Origin of the sequence: Bradyrhizobium sp. CCBAU 051011 (assembly GCF_009930815.1) — a bacterium.
GTDB lineage: Bacteria > Pseudomonadota > Alphaproteobacteria > Rhizobiales > Xanthobacteraceae > Bradyrhizobium.
On the sequence record NZ_CP022222.1, the window covers coordinates 7439460 to 7453746 of the forward strand.

At 62.6% G+C, this 14287-nt stretch carries 12 protein-coding genes and 1 tRNA gene; 4 read left to right on the forward strand and 9 right to left on the reverse strand.

Going from position 1 to position 14287, the window contains the following annotated elements; all coding sequences use genetic code 11:
* Nucleotides 1-41 precede the first annotated feature (41 nt).
* From acpS to rpoZ, 4 genes are all read right to left on the reverse strand, one after another.
* The gene (gene acpS / locus ACH79_RS35145) at nucleotides 42-461 is read right to left on the reverse strand and encodes a holo-ACP synthase (protein WP_057858925.1); all 420 of its coding nucleotides are present in this window, start codon (nucleotides 459-461) and stop codon (nucleotides 42-44) included.
* A complete protein-coding gene (locus ACH79_RS35150; RefSeq protein WP_161855034.1) occupies nucleotides 458-1222 on the reverse strand; it encodes a pyridoxine 5'-phosphate synthase in 765 nt (254 codons plus the stop codon). Before ACH79_RS35150 ends, acpS begins: the two co-directional genes overlap by 4 nt.
* A gap of 125 nt (nucleotides 1223-1347) precedes the next feature.
* Nucleotides 1348-3639, reverse strand: a complete 2292-nt coding sequence (locus ACH79_RS35155) for a bifunctional (p)ppGpp synthetase/guanosine-3',5'-bis(diphosphate) 3'-pyrophosphohydrolase (protein WP_161855035.1) — start codon at nucleotides 3637-3639, stop codon at nucleotides 1348-1350.
* Between the two features lie 292 nt (nucleotides 3640-3931).
* The gene (gene rpoZ / locus ACH79_RS35160) at nucleotides 3932-4324 is read right to left on the reverse strand and encodes a DNA-directed RNA polymerase subunit omega (protein ID WP_024512695.1); all 393 of its coding nucleotides are present in this window, start codon (nucleotides 4322-4324) and stop codon (nucleotides 3932-3934) included.
* Between the two features lie 375 nt (nucleotides 4325-4699).
* Here rpoZ and ACH79_RS35165 point away from each other — a divergent pair, with 375 nt between their 5' ends.
* Together ACH79_RS35165 and ACH79_RS35170 are read left to right on the forward strand one after the other, a co-directional pair.
* Nucleotides 4700-5329 carry an NYN domain-containing protein gene (locus ACH79_RS35165; RefSeq protein ID WP_161855036.1) on the forward strand — a complete coding sequence of 210 codons (630 nt, stop codon included), beginning with the start codon at nucleotides 4700-4702 and terminating at the stop codon, nucleotides 5327-5329.
* A gap of 142 nt (nucleotides 5330-5471) precedes the next feature.
* Entirely contained in the window at nucleotides 5472-6125 is a 654-nt protein-coding gene (locus tag ACH79_RS35170) for a uracil-DNA glycosylase (protein ID WP_161855037.1), read from the forward strand.
* A gap of 87 nt (nucleotides 6126-6212) precedes the next feature.
* On the opposite strand, the gene ACH79_RS35175 is transcribed toward ACH79_RS35170, so the two are convergent.
* The 4 genes from ACH79_RS35175 to dapA form a co-directional block, all read right to left on the reverse strand.
* Nucleotides 6213-6788, reverse strand: coding sequence for a peroxiredoxin (locus tag ACH79_RS35175; protein WP_161855038.1), 576 nt, complete (start codon nucleotides 6786-6788; stop codon nucleotides 6213-6215).
* Nucleotides 6789-6895: 107 nt separating this feature from the next.
* On the reverse strand, nucleotides 6896-7369 hold the full coding sequence (gene smpB / locus ACH79_RS35180; protein WP_161855039.1) for an SsrA-binding protein SmpB: 474 nt from the start codon (nucleotides 7367-7369) through the stop codon (nucleotides 6896-6898).
* A gap of 1 nt (nucleotide 7370) precedes the next feature.
* Complete coding sequence (gene mscL / locus ACH79_RS35185) at nucleotides 7371-7781, reverse strand: large conductance mechanosensitive channel protein MscL (RefSeq protein WP_161855040.1); 411 nt, start codon at nucleotides 7779-7781, stop codon at nucleotides 7371-7373.
* 44 nt (nucleotides 7782-7825) lie between these two features.
* Complete coding sequence (gene dapA, locus ACH79_RS35190; protein WP_161855041.1) at nucleotides 7826-8716, reverse strand: 4-hydroxy-tetrahydrodipicolinate synthase; 891 nt, start codon at nucleotides 8714-8716, stop codon at nucleotides 7826-7828.
* A gap of 290 nt (nucleotides 8717-9006) precedes the next feature.
* On the opposite strand from dapA, the gene ACH79_RS35195 reads away from it, so the two are divergent.
* Nucleotides 9007-11232: a lytic transglycosylase domain-containing protein gene (locus tag ACH79_RS35195; protein WP_371419313.1), complete on the forward strand. Its 2226-nt coding sequence runs from the start codon at nucleotides 9007-9009 to the stop codon at nucleotides 11230-11232.
* 252 nt (nucleotides 11233-11484) lie between these two features.
* On the opposite strand, the gene ACH79_RS35200 is transcribed toward ACH79_RS35195, so the two are convergent.
* Nucleotides 11485-13074: a porin gene (locus ACH79_RS35200; RefSeq protein ID WP_161855042.1), complete on the reverse strand. Its 1590-nt coding sequence runs from the start codon at nucleotides 13072-13074 to the stop codon at nucleotides 11485-11487.
* Between the two features lie 975 nt (nucleotides 13075-14049).
* On the opposite strand from ACH79_RS35200, the gene ACH79_RS35205 reads away from it, so the two are divergent.
* Nucleotides 14050-14143: transfer RNA gene (locus ACH79_RS35205), tRNA-Ser, on the forward strand.
* Nucleotides 14144-14287: the final 144 nt, after the last annotated feature.

Consider the following 14287-nt stretch of genomic DNA (forward strand, 5'->3'; position numbering starts at 1 on the left):
TAGTTTTGCTCCGCTTCCCCCGACGCAAACGCCTGCGCGGCTCATGATTTGCCGGGCGTGACCGCCGAAATTATGACGAAGGCCTGCGCCAGCGGCCAGTCATCGGTGATCGACAGATCGATCCGCGCCTCGAACCCCTCCGGCGTCAGCGCTTCCAGCCGGGCCAGCGCGCCGCCGGTGAGTTTCATGGTCGGCCGGCCCCCGGGCAGGTTGACCACCCCCATGTCCCGCCACCAAACGCCGCGTCGGATGCCGGTGCCGAGCGCCTTGGAGCAGGCCTCCTTGGCGGCGAATCGCTTGGCGTAGGTCGCGACCACCATCTTTTCGTTGTTGGCCCGGCGCGCCGCTTTGGCGCGCTCGGCGTCGGTGAAGATGCGGTCGAGGAAGCGGTCGCCGTGACGCTCGATCACCTTGGCAACCCGGGTGATGTCGACCAGGTCGGAACCGATGCCGATGATCATGGCCGGCCCGCAATCTTCTGGCGGCCACGGTCCATCGCGGCGCGCATTTGCCGCACGGTCTCGCCGAGGCCCACGAACAGCGCCTCCCCCATCATGAAATAGCCGATGTTGAGTTCGGCGATCTCGGGCAGCGCGGAAATCGTCTCGGCGGTCTGGTAGTCGAGCCCGTGGCCGGCATGGACCTCCAGCCCCGCGGCGCGGCCCAAAGCGGCCCCCTTGACGATTCGCTGCCATTCCGCTTCGGCCTTTGCCGCATGGCCGTCGACCACGGCATCGCACCACCCGCCGGTATGGATCTCAATAACCGGCGCGCGCAACTTTGCCGCCATCTCGATCTGCCGGGGGTCGGCGGCGATGAACAGCGACACCCGGATGCCGGCGTCATTCAGCCGGGCGATGAACGGCGCCAGCGCATTGTGCTGGCCGACCACGTCGAGCCCGCCCTCGGTGGTGAGTTCTTCGCGCCGCTCCGGCACCAGGCAAACGGCATGGGGTTTTGTGGCGAGCGAAATCCGCAGCATGTCCTCGGTCGCCGCCATCTCGAAATTCAGCGGCTTCGAAATCTCGGCCTTCAGGCGCGCCATGTCGCTGTCGCGGATATGACGGCGGTCCTCGCGCAGATGCGCGGTGATGCCGTCGGCGCCGGCCTCGATCGCGGCGAGCGCGGCCCGCACCGGATCCGGCCGCTCGCCGCCCCGCGCGTTGCGAAGGGTTGCGACGTGGTCGACATTGACGCCGAGGCGGAGCGGAGGAACGGGCATTGCGGTCTCGCAGATTTGCTTGCAGGCAAAAAGGATAGCACGTGTCATGCGCGGGCGTGACCCTGCGCATCCATTTACTTGAGAAGGATGGATTGCCGGGTCAAGTCCGGCAACGACAATACGGTCTACCCGTTGACCCGCTCAACCTTGGCGACGACGGCCTTGGCGCGCAATTGTGCGATAATTGCACTGAGATGCTTGAGGTCATAGACCTCGAGATCGATGGTCAGCTCGGTGAAATCGGGCGAGCGGCGCGACATGCTGATATTGTCGATATTGCCGTCATGCTCGGCGATCACGGTGGCGACCTGGGCGAGGCTGCCGGGCTCGTTGACGTTGTGCACGAGTATCCGCGCCGGGAAGCGCTGCGGCATGGTCTCGTCGATATCCCAGCGCACGTCGAGCCAGCGCTCCGGCTCCTCCTCGAAATCCTTCAGCGCCGGCGACTGGATCGGATAGATGGTGATCCCCTCACCCGGCGTGACGATGCCGACGATGCGGTCGCCCGGCACGGCGCCGCCGTTTGGCGCAAACTTCACCGGCAAATCCGAATTGATGCCGCGTACCGGAATCACAGAAGTAGAGCGCGCCGGGTGCGGCTCCGACTTCAGCTTCAATTTCACGGCGAGGCTCTTCTTGGCCCCGTACTTTACCAGCCGTTCTTCCTTGTAGTCCGGATACATGGCGCGGGCGACGTCGGAAGCCTTCAGCTCGCCGCGTCCGACGGAAGCCATCACGTCCTCGATCGAGGTGCGGGCCAGCCGCGGCAATGCGCCCGTCAGCTTGTCGTCGGCATATTCGATCTTGGCGCGCGCGAACAGGCGATCGACGATGCGGCGGCCGAGGCCGGCATATTGGTCGCGCACCGCGGTCCGGGTCGCGCGCCGGATCGCCGCGCGCGCCTTGCCGGTGATCGCAAGCGATTCCCAGGCCGACGGCGGCGCCGACTGCGCCTTCGAGGTCAGGACCTCGACCTCGTCGCCGTTCTGCAGTTCGGACGACAGCGGCGCGAACTTGCCGTTGATCTTGCAGCCGACGGCCGAATTGCCGACGTCGGTATGCACGGCATAAGCGAAGTCGATCACGTTCGCCTGACGCGGCAGCGCGATCAGCTTGCCCTTCGGGGTGAAGCAGAACACCTGGTCGTGGAACAGCTCCAGCTTGGTGTGCTCCAGAAACTCTTCCGGATTGGCGCTTTCGGAGAGGATGCCGACGGTGTGACGGAGCCAGGCAAAGGCGTTGGATTCGTGCTTGAGCCGCTCGGTCGGCGAGCCTGCGCCCTCCTTGTAGAAGGCATGCGCGGCGATGCCGAATTCCGCGATCTGATTCATCTCCTCGGTGCGGATCTGCAATTCGACGCGCTGGTTGCCGGGACCGATCACGGTGGTGTGGAGCGAGCGGTAGTCGTTCTGCTTCGGCGTCGAGATGTAGTCCTTGAAGCGACCCGGCACCACGGGCCAGGTGGTGTGCACCACGCCGAGCGCGGCGTAGCAGTCTTCGATTTCGCTCAGGATAATGCGGAAGCCGTAGATGTCGGACAATTGCTCAAAGCCGATCGACTTGCGCTCCATCTTGGTCCAGATCGAGAACGGTTGCTTGCGCCGGCCATAGACGCGCGCGATGATCCCGTTCTTCTGCAGGTTCTTGGAAAGCTGGCTTTCGATCTCGCCGATCAGATTGCGGTTGCGGTCGGCGAGCGCGTCGAGCCGCTGCTTCACTACTGCATACGCTTCGGGATCGAGCACGTGGAAGGACAGATCTTCCAGCTCCTCGCGCATCTCGTGCATACCCATGCGACCGGCGAGCGGCGCATAGATGTCGAGCGTCTCCTCAGCGATGCGGCGGCGCGAGGCGTGCGGCACGAATTCCAGCGTGCGCATGTTGTGCAGGCGATCGGCGAGCTTGATCAGGAGCACGCGGACGTCGTCGGCGATCGCGAGCAGGAGCTTGCGCAGGTTCTCGGCCTGCTTGGCTTCCCGCGAGACCAGCTCCAGCCGCTTCAGCTTGGTGAGCCCCTCCACCAGCGCGCCGATCTCGTGGCCGAAGATGTTGTCGATCTCGGCCCGCGTCGCCTCGGTATCCTCGATAGTGTCGTGCAGCAGCGCCGCCACGATGGTGGCGTCGTCGAGCTTGAGGTTAGTCAGGATCGCCGCGACCTCGAGCGGATGCGAGAAATAGGGATCGCCGGACGCGCGCGTCTGGGTGCCGTGCGCCTTCATGGCGTAGACGTAGGCGCGGTTGAGCAGGTCTTCGTTGGTATCAGGGTTGTACGAGCGGACGCGCTCGACCAGGTCATATTGGCGCATCATGCGCGAGCGCGGCGATTTCGGCTTCTCCGCCACCGGCGATGTCGGGGCGACCGCGACCCCACCGGTTGCGGCCTGCATCTGCCTTGAGCTGCGGCGCCAATACGCCATTACATCACTGCCTTCTTCCACCAGACCCGACGGGTCCCGCTCTTAGCGTATCTAATGCGTTTTCGGACGGCGATGCACGCCGCCCGGGCCGCGAAACGGTTCAATTTCGCTTGGGCCAGCGGCCATCCAACGCCCACCCCGGCGGCCAGCCGGCTGGCCTAGGTCAGCCGGTTTCCACCGCACCCGCCAAGGACGCATTGTAACCGCAAAAATGTCAACAAAAGCAAAGGCCCGGACGAATGTCCGGGCCTTCGACAGATCGGGGAGTTCGGGACGACCGGAATGTTCCGGATTACTCGTCTTCTTCGGGCTGCTCTTCCGGCGGCGCCAAGCCTTCCAGACCCTTGAGCAGCTCTTCCTCGGTCATGCGCTCGACCGCGACCTCGGTGTCGTCGGCATCGACGCTGGCGCCGGCCGAGCCGATCAAAGGCACGGTATCGGGCTCAGGCTCGTCGACCTCGACGAATTTCTGCAGCGAATGAACCAGTTCCTCGCGCAGGTCTTCCGGGGAAATCGTGGAATCGGCGATTTCCCGCAGCGAAACGACCGGGTTCTTGTCGTTGTCCCTATCAACCGTGAGTTGCGATCCGGATGAAATCATCCGGGCGCGATGTGCCGCCAGCAACACCAGGTCGAACCGGTTGTCGACCTTATCAATGCAATCTTCCACGGTGACGCGCGCCATAGACTGTCGCTCCGTTATCTGGGGCCAAATATGTCGGTATTGGGGGCTAGTTATAGCGGCGGGGGCGGTTTCGCAAGACTAAATTTGTGATTTGCCTTCCTAATGGGCTCTGATACCCCAGCTTCGGGGCCAGAATGGCCGGAGCGTCCAGGACGCGGCGAGGTTGCCGTAGACGCGGCAAGGTTGCTGCACAGGACAAGTAAATCTCTTCATTGCACTGTCAAAAGTATAGGTTTTTCGCCCTCGCCTCACCATAATTGCAGTGGTGACTGTCGTGGGGCACGATTCACCGAACTTTAGGCAACAGAACTGGAAAGTGCGCGCGCTCGACGGCCGCTGCGCTAGAAAAGCTAACAACAACGTGAGAACCATTTGATGTCACCGACTTCCAACAAGATTGCGCTCTTCATTGATGGCGCCAACCTGTACGCAACCGCAAAGACGCTCGGCTTCGACATCGACTACAAGCGCCTCCTCAAGGAATTTCAGAGCCGCGGGACGCTGTTGCGCGCATTCTACTACACGGCGATCATCGAAGATCAGGAATACTCCTCCATCCGCCCGCTGATCGACTGGCTCGACTACAACGGCTACACCGTCGTCACCAAGGCAACGAAGGAATTCATCGACGCTTCCGGCCGGCGCAAGGTGAAGGGCAATATGGACATCGAACTCGCCGTCGATGCCATGGAACTCGCCGAGCATGTTGACCAGATCGTTCTGTTCTCGGGCGATGGCGATTTCCGCTCGCTGGTGGAAGCGGTGCAACGCCGGGGTGTTCGCGTCACGGTAGTGTCGACCATTTCGAGCCAGCCGCCGATGATCGCCGACGAACTGCGTCGCCAGGCCGACGTCTTCACCGACCTCGTCGAGCTGCAATCAAAACTCGGCCGCGACCCCTCCGAGCGTCCTGCCCCGCGCGAGCCGCGCCACCACTCCCCGCAATTCCTGCAGCGCGCGACCACGGTTGCGACGCGGCCCGGGGATGACGATTTCGACGATTGAGAATAGGCCCATACGCTGCTAGAGCCTCGGTTCTGATTGAAAACAGAACCGGGGCTTTTGTTTGCCGCGCGCATTTGACGCGAACCGGTTTCCATCCCGGATCAGGTCCGTGGCTGGCTTTCGCTCGAAACGCTTTGGACACATGGCTAGCCTTCCCGCCCCTGCCGCCGCCGAACCCGATCGCAACTGCCCGCTCTGTCCGAGGCTCGCCGAATTTCGCAACCAGGCGCGTGCCCGCGAGCCCGATTGGCACAACTCGCCGGTCGCTTCGTTCGGCGAAGCCACTGCGCAACTGTTGATTGTTGGGCTGGCGCCGGGCCTGCAGGGCGCCAACCGGACCGGGCGCCCGTTCACCGGCGACTACGCCGGCGATCTCCTGTACGCCACCTTGCTCGAATACGGCTTTGCCAGGGGCGTCTATCAGGCGCGGCCCGACGACGGCCTCAAGCTGGTCGATTGCCGGATCAGCAACGCGGTGCGCTGCGTGCCGCCGCAGAACAAGCCGTTGCCGGCCGAGATCAACACCTGCCGGCAATTTCTCGCGACGACAATTGCGACAATGCCCAAGCTGCGCGCGGTCGTCCTGCTTGGCCGCATTGCACATGACTCGACGCTCAAGGCGCTCAGCCTTCGCAGTGCCGCCGCCCCCTTTTCGCACGGCGCCGTGCATAAGGCCGGCAAAATCAAGCTCTACGACAGCTACCACTGCTCGCGCTACAACACGAACACGAGGGTGCTGACGCCGGAGATGTTTCGCAATGTGTTTGCGACCGTGCGGAAGGATCTGGATAACTGAGCGTCATTGCGAGGAGCGCAAGCGACGAAGCAATCCATCTATCCTCACGTTGAGGTATGGATTGCTTCGCTTCGCTCGCAATGACGGTTACGCCGGATTATCTTGCAGCCACGCCAGCACGTCGGCGGCGTTCCGGTCCGGCGGGAACACCGGATAGAAGACGTGGGTGATGCGTCCGTCATCGACGATCAGCGCCAGCCGCTTGATCAGCGTCAGCCCCGCCACCTCCATGGTCGGCAGGTTCAACGCACGGGTCAGTTTCAGCTTCTCGTCGGACAGCACCGGAAACGGCAGATGCAGCCGCGACGCCATTTCGGTCTGGTAGCCATTGTCCTGGGTCGACAGGCCGAACACGTGCTTGACGCCGGCCGCCTTCAACTCGGCAAACAGATCGCGGAACGAGCAGGTTTGCGGCGTGCAGCCGCGCGCGCCGGGGATCATGTCCCAATCGTCGACCAGGCTGATCTTGCCGGGCTCGCCGGTGCGGGGATAGGCGAACACCACGGTGCGGCCCAAAAGCGCCGACAGCGTCACCGAACTGTCGTCGGTGGCGAGCAGCGAGACCTCCGGGATCGTCATGCCGACGAGATGGGCCGCCGTGCCGTCGTCCATCGGCGCCGGAATCTTGCTCCAGTCGACTTCGAGAAGGTTTTTCTGGTTCATGGACACCATTCTCCATCAGCCGTCATTGCGAGCGCAGCGAAGCAATCCACACTTCCTTGCAGCACAATGGATTGCTTCGCTGCGCTCGCAATGACGGATAAACCTCTCTATCCCCTCGCCCGCATCAGGCGACCTTTTTCCCGGCCCCAGTCGCGTTTCTTTGCGCTCTCGCGCTTGTCGTGCAGCTTCTTGCCCTTGGCGATCGCCAGCAGCAGTTTGGCGCGGCCGCGTTCGTTGAAATAGAGTTTTAGCGGAATCAGCGTCATGCCTTCGCGATCGACCGCGCCCATCAGTCTGTTGATCTGCTTCCGGTGCAGCAGCAGCTTGCGTGGTCGCTTCGGCTCATGGTTGAAGCGATTGGCCTGCAGATATTCCGGAATATTGGCGTTGATCAGCCAGATCTCGCCGTTCTTGGAATCCGCATAGGATTCCGCGATGGTGGTCTTGCCATTACGGATCGATTTCACCTCCGTGCCGGTCAACGCAATGCCGGCCTCGATGGTGTCGTCGATCGCGTAGTTGAACCGGGCCTTGCGGTTTTCGGCGACGACCTTGATCGGGCGCTCGTTCTTGTCAGCCACGTTAGCCCTTCTTGAGGAGATCGCGGATCTCGGTCAGCAGTTCTTCCTGCTTGGTCAGCTTCGGCGCTGGCGCCGCCTCTTCCTTGCGCTTCAACTGGTTCATGAGCCGGATAACGATAAACAACACAAAGGCGATGATGAGGAAGTTCAGCGTCAGCGTCAGGAAATTGCCCCAAGCCAACACCGCGCCCTGCTTTTTGGCATCAGCCAAATTGTTGGCAGTGACCGCCTTGGACAGTGGCGTGAAATAGTTGGAGAAATCGAGACCGCCCGTGATCGCGCCAATCATCGGCATGATCACATCGCCGACGAGCGAAGTCACAATCCCGCCAAAGGCCGCACCGATGATGACGCCGACGGCGAGGTCGACGACATTGCCCTTCATCGCGAATTCGCGGAATTCCTTCAGCATGTTGGCTTCCCCTCTTCGTTCGCCGCGCGAGGTCAGCCGTTGGCTTAGTTGATCAGGCCGGCATGGACCATGGCGCTGCGTACGGCGGCCCGGGTCGGCTCGGATACCGGCACCATCGGCAGCCGCAGCTTCTCGTCGATCTTGCCGAGCAACGACAGTGCGTACTTCACCGGCGCCGGATTGCTTTCGATGAAGAGGTTGTTGTGCAGCGGCATGAGCTTGTCATGCAGCTTGAGCGCGGTAGCGTGATCGCCCTTCTGCCATGCGGCGTGGAATTCCGAGCAGAGCCGCGGCGCGACGTTTGAGGTGACCGAAATGCAGCCATGGCCGCCATGCGCCATGTAGCCGAGGATCGTGGCATCCTCGCCCGACAATTGGTTGAAGTCCTCGCCCATCGCCGCGCGCTGCTGCGACACCCGCACCATGCTGGCGGTGGCATCCTTCACGCCGGCAATGTTCTTCAGTTCGAACAGCCGCGTCATGGTCTCGACCGACATGTCGATCACCGAACGTCCCGGGATATTGTAGATGATGATCGGAATCCCGATCGCATCGTTGATCGCCTTGAAGTGCTGGTACATGCCTTCCTGGGTCGGCTTGTTGTAGTACGGCGTCACTACCAGCACCGCGTCCGCGCCTGCCTTCTCGGCGTGCTCGGCGAGCTCGACGGCTTCCTTGGTCGAGTTGGAGCCTGCGCCCGCGATGACGGGCACCCGGCCCTTGGCCTCGTCGATGCACCATTCGACGACGCGCTTGTGCTCGTCATGGCTCAAGGTGGGGCTTTCGCCGGTGGTGCCGACGGGCACCAGGCCATGGGTGCCCTCGGCAATCTGCCAGCTCACCAGATCGCGGAAGGCGGCCTCGTCGACCGAGCCGTTCTTGAATGGCGTGACCAAGGCGGTGAACGACCCCCGGAACTTTGTCTTGGCTGCCATGGACATCCTCCAAACGCTTAAGAAACGGCTCTACCGAAACTGGATTTCAATTCATATCGGGTCTGGTGATCAGGCGAAAGGGCTGTGCCGTATGGCGCTAGCGCTTTGTTCCGACGCGCTTTCTTGCCGCGGCCCGGCCTGTCCCCTGCGAAAATGGCCATAGCCGCGATTTTGCCGCGGTGATGGCGCAAACAGTCCCAGCCGTCACGTTTTAGCATTTTGTCCACATATTCCATCAAATAGATCTAAGGCTCGAGCGACTGAATGATTCGCCGCCGCAGAGGAAAGCCGTGATCCCTTCCATCCGCGCCGCCGCATTGCGATCGACCGCACTGGCCACGGGCCTTGCGCTGGCCGTTGGGCTGACTGCTTTTCCCCTGGAAGCCTGGGCCAAGCCAAAAGTTCCCCTGCCGAAGCCGCGACCGATCGCCCGCAATGTCGTTCCCAAGTCGACTGCGAACGTCAGCGCGCCCAGCGCTCACACTGCGGCAACCGCCCCTGCGCCCGCAGCGCCAGCCCCGCCGCCGCCTGTGCTGGCACCTGCAACGCGCCAGCATGCCGCTGTGCCGCCTCCGCGCAAGCAGGTGGCCCCGGCAGTAGCCGCGACGACGTCGACATCGCAGGCCGACAAGGACGCGCTGGAAAACGTCATTGAGCTCGTGCGCAAGCAGAAGCCTGGCGATGCAACGCAGGCGCAAGCGACGATTTCGGATCCGGTCGCGCGCAAGCTCGCGGAATGGCTGATCCTGCGCAGCGACAACAACAACGCATCGGTCGAGCGCTACCGCGCGTTTATTTCAGCCAATCCGAGCTGGCCGTCGCAGATTTTCATGCGCCGACGCATCGAGGCCGCGCTGTGGGACGACCGCCGCGACGACGCCACGGTGTGGTCGTGGTTCGAAAACCAGTCGCCGATCTCGGCCAAGGGCAAGCTCGCGCTGGCCAAGGCGATGATCGCGCGCGGCGATCGCGCCAATGCCGAGCGGCTGGTCCGCGAGGCCTGGCGTCACGACGGCATGTCGGAAGACACCGAGAGCGCGGCGCTCGACATGTTCGGCCCGCTGCTGACGGCGGGCGACCACAAGACCCGGATGGATTCGCTGCTTTACGGCACCGAGCAGGAGGCCGGTGGCATGCGCGCCGCCAAACGGCTCGGCTCCGGCCATGTGGCGCTCGCGAAAGCCCGGATCGCGGCCAACAAGAAGGCTTCCAACCTCAGGGCGCTGCTCGAGGCGGTACCGCAGGAACTGCACGGAGAGACCGGCTACGTCTTCGCAAGGATCCAGCTGCTTCGCCGCGAAGAAAAGTTCAACGAGGCTGCGCAGCTCATGCTGAGCGCGCCGAAAGACCCAAACCGCCTGCACAATCTCAACGAATGGTGGATCGAGCGGCGCCTGCTGGCGCGCAAGATGATTGATGCCGGCGAGTATCGCAGCGCGTATCTGATCGCGCGGGATGCAGCGCTGCCGACGCGCGACATCTACAAGACCGAGCAGGAATTCACCGCAGGCTGGATTGCACTGCGGTTCCTGAAAGATCCGGCGGTCGCCGCCCAGCACTTCGCGCGCATCGGCGTCGGCAGCGCGAATCCAACCGCGCTCGCGCGCGCCGGCTATTGGCAGGGCCGCGCGGCGGAAGCCGCGGGCCGCGCGCAGGAGGCCCGCGCGGCGTACGGCCGCGCCGCCGAGCAATCGACCAGCTATTACGGCCAACTGGCGCGCGCCAAGCTCGGCCTGCCGCAGCTCGATTTGAACGGCGTCCCACGCGGCCGCGGGTCCGAGCGGCTGGAGATCGTCCGCGCCGTGCAGTTGCTCTATGAACTCGACGAGCGCGAGCTTGCGATCCCGATTTTCGGCGACATGGGCGAGAACGGCGATCCCGATGCGGTGGCGGGCCTCGGCGAACTCACCGCGCGCTATCATGACGCCCGCGGCATGCTGCTGCTCGGCAAGGCCGCGCTCAACCGCGGCCTGCCATTCGACCACTACGCCTATCCCGTCATGGGCATTCCGTCGTTCAAGCAGCTCGGTCCCGAGGTGGAGCCCAGCGTCATCTACTCGATCGCGCGGCAGGAAAGCGCATTCAATCCGGCGGTCGTCTCGCCGGCCCAGGCTTACGGACTGATGCAGGTGACGCCGGACGCGGGGCGCTATGTCTGCAAGCGCGCCGGCGTCAGCTTCGACCTTCAGCGAATGAAGACCGATTCGGTCTATAACGCGACGCTCGGCGCAGCCGAACTCGGCGGGCTGCTGGAGGACTACCGCGGCTCCTACATCCTGACTTTCGCCGGCTATAACGCCGGTCGCGGCAGCGTGAAGAAATGGATCGAGCGCTACGGTGACCCGCGCGATCCCAAGGTCGACGCCGTCGATTGGGTCGAACTGATTCCATTCTCCGAGACGCGCAACTATGTACAGCGGATCATGGAGAATCTGCAGGTCTACCGAACGCGGTTCGGCGGCGGGACCAAGCTTCAGATCGAAGCTGACCTGCATCGGGGCGCCAGCGTCCAATAAAGGCGCCGGCCTGCCCACTCCCATCAATGCCCGCCCTGTCGCGCCCCGCGTGGAACGGCGCCTTTGTGCCAAGCGGCTGCGGACAGCGTTGCCGGTCAACACCCGTCATTGAATTCACTTCCACCGCTCGGGCCGACCTCGGACGCCTGAGCTGGCACAGCGGACAACTCCGTCCGGGTTTCCGCTCGGACAAAGAAAAACCCCCGGCAGTTGCCTGCCGAGGGTTCTCCGAGTGTTCCAAGTCTTTCGGGATCAGAAGTTACGCTGAGCGCGAACGTTCAGGAACACAGTGCTCTGGTCCCGGAACTCATAGACCGCGGCGGGCTTGGGAGCCGGCGCTGCAGCAATAAAGCTCGCACCCGTGAACTTCTGGTCGAGGAAGAACGCACCGACTTCAGCCGAGAACGTCAAGTTCTTGACAGGAGTCCAGCGCGTGATCAAACCGACCTGAGCAATGTTGAAGTCTGGGTTACAGCTATAGTCCGCTGATTTGGTAGCCAAGCCACCAGTTGCAGCGGTAAAGGCGGCGCAATAGGCACCCGCGGCGGAAAACGGATCAAGCGTGTCGCCATCGTACCGAACCGCGGCGTAGCTTCCCCAAAGGCTGGTCGACCAGTAGGGATCCCAGTTGTGGTTGAACGCACCACGGACACCCCAAGCGTTCGTCAGAATTAGGCCCTGGGTGGCACCGCCACCGAACCCACCCGAGTAGATGGCGTCAGTTGAGACACCGAAGCCGAAGCTCTGGTAAGCACCCGGAAAGCTGCTGCCGCCGAACATCAGGAACTGCGGCGTACCGCCGGAGGTCGAGATCACGGCCTTCGTCATACCCTTGGAATAGGTAGCGTCGATCTTGAAGTCGTCGCCAGCACCCGTCGGGAGGTTCTTGATCTGCAACGCAGCCGTCACCGCTCCGCCCCACTTGCTGTCAGGGTGGCCGCTGATCTCGGACAGGTTGTTCGGAGCAGCAGTCGCAGCAGTCAGCACGTTGTAGGAAGCGTTCACGTTATGCAACGCGCCCGAAATCTGGAACAGACCCCAAGCCTGGTCGACGCGGATGTTGCCGACGATATCAGGAGCCTGGATGCCGCCATAGGCGTTGGCGGGCACGCCACTACCGGTAGCCGGGAGGCCGACCGAAAGGTTGCCGACGACGGTACGGCTGAACACGGTCGGATCATCGAGACCGATGGTGGCCGACACGCCGTTGCCGAACTGGGCGGTGTACTGGATGTTGTTGACGCCGGTGACGTAGTCCGGACCGCCCATCAGGAACGAGTTGTTGTTGCCCGGATAACCGTTCCAAGGCGTCGCGTAGGCCGAGGCCGACTTACCGAAGGTGAAACCAGCGAACTGGATGAACACCATTTCAACCGCGACGTAGCCGCCACCAGCGGTGGACAGCAGCGCGCTATTCAGGCCGCCAGACTGCGATCCGACCGCAAGACCCGGGTTGGAGCTTCCGAAGTTCTGGAACTGGAAGTCGGCCTGACCGAAGGTGCGGACAACGCCGTATTCGGTGGCGGTGCGGGTATCAACCGTCAGCGCCATACGGGAACGGGAGTTGAAGTAATCGCGGTAGCGATTGCCCTGGCCGTTATCGCCATTATAGAACGGCTGACCGTAGATGCCGCCGTTGAACGTAGTGTCAACGCGCAGATAACCACCCAGCTTGATGCAGGTATCGGTGCCCGGGATATACCAGAATCCCGCGCCATACAGGGAGCAGATCCTCACGTACTCGACCGCTTTGGCCTTGACGGGAAGATCGGCCGCCTGTGCTCCGCCCATAGCGACGAGCGCCGCCGCTGAGCCGAGAATAAGGCTCTTAACCATCTTCATGCTAAACCTCCAAGTTGCTCTGTAGGGAAGGTTCCGGATCCGCTGGGTGAAACACCCTAAGGTTGGTTCCCTTGTCCCCTGAAACCCGCTTAGTCGCTTCGCGCCTTCGGACACTCCCGCATGAACGCGAGGGACTTAAGCGAACCACCTAAAACGGGACGACCTCGGGATGCCCCCCTCCGTCGCCCGATCACAATTACCGAGGACTCCTGCACAAGCAACAAAGGAACCGCTTCGAACGGCTTGGCTCCGCCCCTTTTCCAAAGGGTGTTGCACAAATAACACGCGTTTGTGATTGAACTTTACTTGCAACCTGTTGATTTTACTTCATCTTTTCGAATAGCCCCATTTGACAACCGAAAACTGCGGTGGGCACCGCAGCAACCGCCCTCTCCCCACAGAAACGCTTTTGCGGGCATCGAATCGAACCGGCAATTTCGCCGATTCCATCCCCGACATCACACATATAATAGAGTCATCTGCGGAGCCCCCTTGGCCGGGCCGGCGACCGAAAGGCGAAACCTGTCTGGCACCGATAAATGAAAGGCTCAAGCTGCCGCATCTCGTCGTCAGCGACGCTGAGCGCGGCCAGAGCACGCGAAAGCACCCCTCCTCCGCGGTTGAATTGCACCCTAAGATTGCATCGAACCCAATACTAGCGCATGACGCATGCAATCCGCTCAACCGGAACCGAATCGCATACAAGCGACGTCGAATCACGTTCGCGCGATGGGCGTTTCATTTCGAGGCATTCGGAGCTGGCACGCCAGGATGTCCGACGAGGGCCGCGACGCGATGATTGCGCCAGCCGCGTGGCCGATGGGCTGTGGATCTGCGTTCCTGCCGCGCCAAGCCTCGAACGCCGGCTGCGACAGCACCACGGACGCGCGAAGCGCCAGTGCCTCTAAATGGCCTCGGCGTAATTTGAATCTGCCGCTTGCGGCTGGCCCTCGCGTCAGGCATATCCGCGCTTACGGAGCTGTGGCCGAGAGGCTGAAGGCGGCGGTTTGCTAAACCGTTATAGGGTTGTAAAGCCCTATCGAGGGTTCGAATCCCTCCGGCTCCGCCAAGGCCAGAAAGGTCCAGCCCGGGGATATAGGGCGTCCGGTGGCCGATCATGCCACGATTGTAGGCGCTGATGTCCAGTAATCGCCGATGTCATCGCCCATGATACAAGGATGCTGGGCTTTTGCTGTTGCTGCACAGGTCAGCC

Excerpts from the sequence above, each read along its gene's own strand:
- acpS (WP_057858925.1), bottom strand. The coding sequence starts at position 461 with ATGATCATCGGCATCGGTTCCGACCTGGTCGACATCACCCGGGTTGCC.
- ACH79_RS35150 (WP_161855034.1), bottom strand. The coding sequence starts at position 1,222 with ATGCCCGTTCCTCCGCTCCGCCTCGGCGTCAATGTCGACCACGTCGCA.
- ACH79_RS35155 (WP_161855035.1), bottom strand. The coding sequence starts at position 3,639 with ATGGCGTATTGGCGCCGCAGCTCAAGGCAGATGCAGGCCGCAACCGGT.
- rpoZ (WP_024512695.1), bottom strand. The coding sequence starts at position 4,324 with ATGGCGCGCGTCACCGTGGAAGATTGCATTGATAAGGTCGACAACCGG.
- ACH79_RS35165 (WP_161855036.1), top strand. The coding sequence starts at position 4,700 with ATGTCACCGACTTCCAACAAGATTGCGCTCTTCATTGATGGCGCCAAC.
- ACH79_RS35170 (WP_161855037.1), top strand. The coding sequence starts at position 5,472 with ATGGCTAGCCTTCCCGCCCCTGCCGCCGCCGAACCCGATCGCAACTGC.
- ACH79_RS35175 (WP_161855038.1), bottom strand. The coding sequence starts at position 6,788 with ATGAACCAGAAAAACCTTCTCGAAGTCGACTGGAGCAAGATTCCGGCG.
- mscL (WP_161855040.1), bottom strand. The coding sequence starts at position 7,781 with ATGCTGAAGGAATTCCGCGAATTCGCGATGAAGGGCAATGTCGTCGAC.
- dapA (WP_161855041.1), bottom strand. The coding sequence starts at position 8,716 with ATGGCAGCCAAGACAAAGTTCCGGGGGTCGTTCACCGCCTTGGTCACG.
- ACH79_RS35200 (WP_161855042.1), bottom strand. The coding sequence starts at position 13,074 with ATGAAGATGGTTAAGAGCCTTATTCTCGGCTCAGCGGCGGCGCTCGTC.